This is a genomic window from Streptomyces orinoci, from assembly GCF_003121295.1.
GTDB lineage: Bacteria > Actinomycetota > Actinomycetes > Streptomycetales > Streptomycetaceae > Streptomyces > Streptomyces orinoci.
The window spans coordinates 181,555-188,221 of record NZ_PHNC01000009.1 but is presented as its reverse complement, the minus strand read 5'-3'; the positions used below and the strand labels follow the sequence as shown (position 1 = coordinate 188,221).

The 6,667-nt window shown below is 69.9% G+C and carries 5 protein-coding genes; 4 read left to right on the top strand and 1 reads right to left on the bottom strand.

Going from position 1 to position 6,667, the window contains the following annotated elements; translation table 11 throughout:
• Positions 1-110: 110 nt before the first annotated feature.
• Positions 111-1,037, bottom strand: coding sequence for an ACP S-malonyltransferase (locus tag CV755_RS07350; protein WP_206608392.1), 927 nt, complete (start codon positions 1,035-1,037; stop codon positions 111-113).
• Between the two features lie 265 nt (positions 1,038-1,302).
• Between CV755_RS07350 and CV755_RS07345 the strand changes: the two genes are divergently transcribed.
• The 4 genes from CV755_RS07345 to CV755_RS07330 all read left to right on the top strand — a co-directional run bounded on the left by CV755_RS07345 (position 1,303) and on the right by CV755_RS07330 (position 6,624).
• Positions 1,303-2,961, top strand: coding sequence for a flavin monoamine oxidase family protein (locus tag CV755_RS07345; protein WP_109279360.1), 1,659 nt, complete (start codon positions 1,303-1,305; stop codon positions 2,959-2,961).
• Between the two features lie 83 nt (positions 2,962-3,044).
• Positions 3,045-4,805, top strand: a complete 1,761-nt coding sequence (locus CV755_RS07340; RefSeq protein ID WP_109279359.1) for a fatty acyl-AMP ligase — start codon at positions 3,045-3,047, stop codon at positions 4,803-4,805.
• Positions 4,802-6,385 (top strand): acyl-CoA carboxylase subunit beta, encoded by a 1,584-nt coding sequence (locus CV755_RS07335; RefSeq protein WP_109279358.1) that lies wholly within the window; start codon positions 4,802-4,804, stop codon positions 6,383-6,385. The genes CV755_RS07340 and CV755_RS07335 overlap by 4 nt, the downstream gene beginning before the upstream one ends.
• Complete coding sequence (locus tag CV755_RS07330) at positions 6,382-6,624, top strand: acyl-CoA carboxylase subunit epsilon (protein WP_241561030.1); 243 nt, start codon at positions 6,382-6,384, stop codon at positions 6,622-6,624. The genes CV755_RS07335 and CV755_RS07330 overlap by 4 nt, the downstream gene beginning before the upstream one ends.
• The last annotated feature ends 43 nt before the right edge of the window (positions 6,625-6,667 follow it).

The following is a 6,667-nucleotide window of genomic DNA, read 5'->3' as shown; positions in this document are numbered from 1 at the left end:
GCTATTGCTGACGAGAGAGAGGAATGGCGGATGCCATGCGACGCTACGGGGAGCCCTGGGCCCGGCTACACCCCTATTCGCCCCCGAATCGCGCGCCGGGCATCGGGGGTTCAGCGGGTGCCGGCGGTTTCCCGGGCGGTGCGCACCGGGCGGAGGATCTCTCGCAGGGTGCTCTTGGGGTCCACGGAGACGACCTCGAAGTTGCGTACGGTGCACCGCACCCGGCGGAAGAGATTCTCCGGTCCGGGGATGTAGACCTTGGCAACGCCCAGGTCCTTGAGGGTCCGTACCACTGCGGGCCAGTCGAGGGGCCGGTCGAAGGTGTCCATCATCATGGCGCGCAGGTCGTCGGCGGTCTCCACGATCCGCCCGTCCTGGTCGGCGATGACCGGCAGGCCGGGCGCGCCGATGGTGTGGCCGGACATGAACTCCGCCTCGGCCTTGGCCCGCAGGCCGGCGAAGGCCCTGGCGTGCACCGGCGGGCGCATGGTGGACATGGAGTAGCCGCCCATGGCGCTGATGGCCTTTTTGAGGCCGTCGAGCAGGGGTTCGCGCAGTGACACCATCAGGAAGCCGTCGTCCAGACGGCCGGAGATGTCGTACCAGTGGCCCTGGGCGGTGAGGGAGTCCAGGTATTCGCGCAGGGCGTCCTCGGGCACCCGGACCGCGGTGTGGGTGACCACGTCGGAGTATTCGGTGGCGAAGAACTCCTCTTCGCAGCGGGCGTGTTCGACGGTCATGCGCAGGGCGTCGGCGAAGTCCATGGCGCCGGTGAAGACCGCGGCGGCCTTCTGTCCGAAGCTGGGGCCGGTGCAATAGTCGGCGCGCATACCCAGCCGCTGAACGGCCCGGTCGGCCAGGGCAAGGGAGTTGACCAGGAACGCGGCCTGGGCGGCCTCGGAGTACTCGTCGCCGGACTCGTAGAAGCGGTCGAGGAGCGAGTAGCCGAGGACCTTGTCGGCAATGGGCAGGCGCCTTCGCACATACTCGTCGAGCACCATGAACTTGCCCGCCGCGGAAAAGTCTGACGGCGCCATCCCCGGGAATACGACAGCTGCCTTCTCTTCCATATTGAGCTTCACCACAACCGGTCGGCGGACGACAGAACAAGCCCTCACGCTAGGTCAGGCGGGCACGGCCGGGCCACCCCATAGGCCCCCTACCGGGACCCCGCATCCCTGGTGCGGCCGCGGCCGCCGGGAACCCGTATCCACCGGTAACAGGGTGGGTAGGGGTTGCGGCCCGTGGTGGGCCAAAAATACCTTCGCGGCAGCATCGCGACGGGTTCGAGGGGTTTTCCAAATGACGTCAGCCATTCCGGCTCCGGTAACCATGCTCGTGCCGGATTTCCCCTTCTCGTACGACAGTTGGCTCTCTCATCCATCCGGTCTGGGGGCATTGCCCGCCCGGCATGCGGGTACCGAGGTGGCCGTGGTCGGCGGGGGCATGGCCGGGCTGACGGCGGCCTATGAGCTGATGCGGCTGGGCCTTCGGCCGGTGGTGTACGAGGCGGGGCGGCTCGGCGGCCGTATGCGGTCGGTGCCCTTCGACGCCGATCCGGCCTATGTCGCGGACCTGGGGGCGATGCGCTTTCCGATATCGGCGCGGGCACTGTTCCACTACATCGATCTGCTGGGGCTGACCACCCGTCCGTTCCCCAACCCGCTGGCCCGGGCGACCCCTGCCACCCTGATCGACCTCAACGGCCGCAGAGAATGGGCGCGTTGTACCGAGGATCTTCCGGAGCCCTATCAGCAGGTGGCCGAGGCCTGGGAGAAGACACTCCAGGAGCGGGCCGGACTGTCCACGCTGCGCAGCGCCATCCGGGACCGGGACCTGGAGACGCTCAAGGCGGTATGGAACCGGCTGGTGGCGGCCTTCGACGATGAGTCCTTCTATGGATTCCTCGCCGATTCCCCGGCGTTCGCCTCGTTCCGGCACCGGGAGCTGTTCGGGCAGGTCGGCTTTGGTACCGGCGGCTGGGACACCGACTTCCCCAACTCGGTGCTGGAGATCCTGCGGGTGGTGGCCACCGACGCGGACGACAACCAGATGCTGATCAGGGGCGGGGCGCAGCAGGTGCCGGAGGGGCTGTGGGAGCACCGTCCGGAGCGCCTGGCGCACTGGCCGCGTGGCACCTCGCTGTCCTCGCTGCACGGCGGCCGGCCGCGGCCCGGGGTGACGGCCCTGCGACGGTCGGGTGAGAGGTTCACGGTGGTGGACGCCGCGGGGCGGCGGGCCGAGTACCCGGCGGTGGTGTTCACCCCGCATGTGTGGGCGCTGCTGAATCACATCGAGTGCGATCCGGATCTGTTGCCCACCGAGCACTGGATAGCGGTGGAACGCACCCATTACATGGGCTCCTCCAAGCTGTTCGTGCTGACCGACCGCCCGTTCTGGCGGGATGCGGACCCGGTGACCGGGCGGGAGCGGATGGGGATGACCCTGACCGACCGGCTGGCGCGTGGGGTGTATCTCTTCGACGACGGGCCCGGCCGGCCAGGGGTGATGTGCCTGTCCTACACCTGGAACGACGACTCGGCGAAGTTCTCCACGCTCACCCCCGACGAACGGCTGCGGGTGCTGCTGCGCACCCTGGACGGGATCTATCCGGGGGTGGACATCGCCTCGCATATCGTGGGCGCCCCGGTGACGGTCACCTGGGAGAACGAGCCGCATTTCATGGGCGCCTTCAAGGCGAACCTGCCCGGCCACTACCGTTACCAGCGGCGGCTGTTCACCCATTTCATGCAGTCGGGCATGGATCCGCGCCACCGCGGTCTCTTTCTGTGCGGTGACGATGTGTCCTGGACGGCCGGGTTCGCCGAGGGCGCCGTGACCACCGCGCTCAACGCGGTGTGGGGTGTGCTGCGCCACCTGGGCGGGGCGTGCCCGCCCGACAATCCGGGCCCCGGTGACCTGTTCGCCTCGCTCGCCCCGGTGGAGCTGCCCGAGGGCTGACCGAATCCACCCCCGAAGACCTTTTGTCTGTGATTTTTCGTATTCCCAGTTCCCCTCCCCTTAAAGAACGGGTATTCACGACAATGACCATCACCCAGCTCGGTTCTCCGCCGGGCGTTCCCGAGACCGTGACGGATGCGCTGCGGCTGCGCGTGGAGAAGGAGCCGGACGCGACGGCCTTTGTGTTCCTGCGGGACGGCGAGGAGCCCGAGGAGTCGCTCTCCTACCGCCAGTTGGACCGCGATGCCCTGGACCGGGCGGCGGCCCTGGCGGCGGCGGGCCTGTCCGGCCGCGCGGTGGTACTGCTCTACCCCTCCGGCCTGGAATTCGTCCGCACCCTGCTGGGCTGCCTGTATGCCGGAGTGGCCGCCGCCCCGGTGCAACTGCCCACCCGGCAGCGCGGACTGGCCCGGCTGCGCCGGATCGCCGACGACGCGGGCACCACCACCGTGCTGACCACCGGTGAGGTCGCACGGGACCTGCAGGAACGCTTCGGGCGGCTGCCGGAGTTGGCCGGGCTGACCCTGGTGGCCACCGACGAGCTACCGGCCGGGGCGGGCGACGGCTTTCGCGGCGGGCGGCCCGCGCCGGAGGACATCGCGCTGCTGCAGTACACCTCCGGCTCCACCGGCGATCCCAAGGGCGTGCGGGTCACCCACCGGAACTTCCTGGAAAACGTCGCGGAAACCGAGGAGTTGTGGCCTTCGGGGCCGGACGCGGTGGTGGTGTCCTGGCTGCCGCTCTTCCACGACATGGGCATGCTCTTCGGCGTCATGCTGCCGCTGTGCTCGGGGGTCCCCGCCTATCTGATGGCCCCCGACGCGTTTGTCCGCCGCCCGGGACGCTGGCTGGAGGCCGTCTCCCGCTTCCGCGGCACCCATGCCGCGGCGCCGAACTTCGCCTACGAACTGTGCGTTCAGGCCTATGCCGGCAAGTCCGCCGGGGATCTGGATCTGTCCTCGTGGCGGATCGCCGCCAATGGGGCGGAGCCGGTGCGCCGGCGCACCATACGGTCGTTCACCGACACCTTCGCGCCCGCCGGTTTCCGGCCGGAGGCGATGTGCCCGGGATACGGGCTGGCCGAGAACACCCTCAAGGCCACCGGCAGCCCCGCCGACACCGAACCGAAGGTGCTGTGGGTGTCCTCCCGGGCGCTTGCGGCCGGGGTCATCGAGCCGGCCGGCGGACCGGCGGACGGGGCGCAGCCGCTGGTGAGTTCGGGCGTGGCCGTGCGCGGCACCCGGGTGCGGATCGTGGACCCGGACACCCTCGGGGAGTGCCCTCCGGGCCGGGTGGGCGAGATCTGGATCGACGGCCCCTGCGTGGCGGACGGCTATCTGGGGCGGGAGGCGGAGAGCGAGCGGACCTTCCGCGCCCGGGTCGCCGGGGAACACTCCGGCCCGCCCCATCTGCGCACCGGGGATCTGGGTTTTCTGTACGACGGTGAGCTGTATGTCACCGGCCGGCTGAAGGATGTCATCATCCGCAAGGGCCGCAACTACTACCCGCAGGACATCGAGTTGTCCGTGGAGTCGGCGGTGCCCGGACTGCGGCCCAACTGCGCCGCGGCCTTCTCGGTCGACGACGGCACCGCCGAACGGCTGGTGGTGGCCGTGGAGGTGGACGGCAAGGTGCTGCGCGGCACCACTGCCGAGGAACTGGCCGGGCTGCTGCGGGCGGCCGTCCATGAGGGGCAGCGGCTGACGGCAGAGGAGATCGTGCTGGTGCGGCGTGGCGCCCTGCCCCGCACCACCAGCGGCAAGATCCAGCGCCGGGCCTGCCGCAAGCTCTACCTGGACGGTGAGCTGAGGCCGGCGGCGCCCGCGCCGGAGCATGCGTCATGACAAGCACAAAGGGAGAACCGGTGCGTACCACCGCCGATCGGCTGACCGAACTGCAAAGGCGCCGGGAGGAGTTGGCGGCGCACGCCGACTCCGACGCGATCCGCCGCCAGCACGAACGGGGCAAGCTCAGTGCCCGGGAACGGATCGAACTGCTGTTGGACCCAGGGTCGTTCACCGAGCTGGACGCCCTGGTGCGGCACCGCAGCCAGGAGTTCGGCATGGCGGACCACCGCCCGCTGGGCGACGGTGTGATCACCGGCCATGGCACGGTGGACGGCCGCCGGATATGTGTCTTCGCCCATGACTTCACCGTGCTCGGGGGCAGCATGGGCGAGGCCCACGGCGAGAAGATGCTCAAGCTGATGGACTTTGCGCTGAGCACCGGCTGCCCCGTGGTGGGCCTCAACGACGGTGGCGGGGCCCGTATCCAGGAGGGTGTGACGGCGCTGGCGTACTACACCCAGCTGGCCGGCCGCCATGTCCAGGCCTCGGGGGTGATTCCCCAGATCTCGCTGGTGCTGGGCCCGTGCGCGGGCGGCGCGGTGTACACCCCGGCACTCACCGACTTTGTGATCATGGTGGATGGGCTGTCCCATATGTTTGTCACCGGCCCGGATGTGCTGCGCACCGTGCTCGGCCAGGATGTCAACCGGGAGGAGCTGGGCGGGGCCCGGGCCCAGAACACCATCACCGGCAACGCCCACTACATGGCGCAGGACGAGAAGGACGCCATCGACTACGCCCGTCAGCTGCTGTCCTTCCTGCCGTCCAACAACCTTGAGGACCCGCCGGTTTTCGACTCGGACCAGCCGGCCGGGCCGACCGAGGCGGACCTGGCGCTGGACCGGCTGATCCCGGACAACCCCAACCAGCCCTATGACATGCACCGGGTGATCAGCGCCGTGCTCGACGACGGCGAACTGCTGGAGGTGCACCCGCTGTTCGCGCAGAACATCATCTGTGGTTTCGGCCGGATCGAGGGGCACAGCGTCGGGGTGATCGCCAGCCAGCCGACGGTCAACGCCGGGGTGCTGGACATCAACGCCAGTGAGAAGGCCTCGCGTTTCCTGCGCACCTGCGACAGCTTCCATGTGCCGGTGGTCACCTTCGCGGACGTCCCCGGCTTTCTGCCGGGCCTGGACCAGGAGCATCACGGCATCATCCGGCGCGGCGCCAAGCTGCTGTACTCCTACTGTGAGACCACCGTGCCCACGGTCACCGTGGTCACGCGCAAGGCCTACGGCGGCGGTTATGGCGTGCTGGGCTCCAAGCACACCGGCGTGGACGTCAATCTCGCCTGGCCGACCGCGGAGATCGCGGTGATGGGCGGGGAGAGCGCGGTGACCGTGCTGCACCGGCGGCAGATCGCCGCGGCGGACGACCCGCAGGCGGAACGGGCCCGGCTGCGCCGGGAGTACGAGGACGCGCTGTGCAACCCCTATGTGGCGGCCGAACGCGGCTATGTGGACGCCGTGATCATGCCGCATGAGACCCGGGAGAGCGTGGCCCGCGCCCTTCGGTCGCTGCGCGGCAAGCGCACCTCCCGGCTGCCCCGCAAGCACGGGAACATCCCGCTGTGACCGGCAGCGGGGAAGCGTTCGACCTGCGGGTGGTGCGGGGCGACGCCACGCCGGAGGAGCTGGCCGCGGCCGTGGTGGTGGTACGCACCCTGCTGGCCCGCGAGGCCGGCGGGGAGGACACGGGGCAGTCCGGGCGGCCGCCGTCCCCCCGTACCTGGTCCGCGCCCGCCGAGCGGCTGACCGCCTGGCCGGTTCCGCGCGGTCCGGGCGCCTGGCGCAACAGCGGCAGGCCCCGGTGAGGGCGGCGACAGAGCAACCATGGACATGTCCATCGAGTGATGA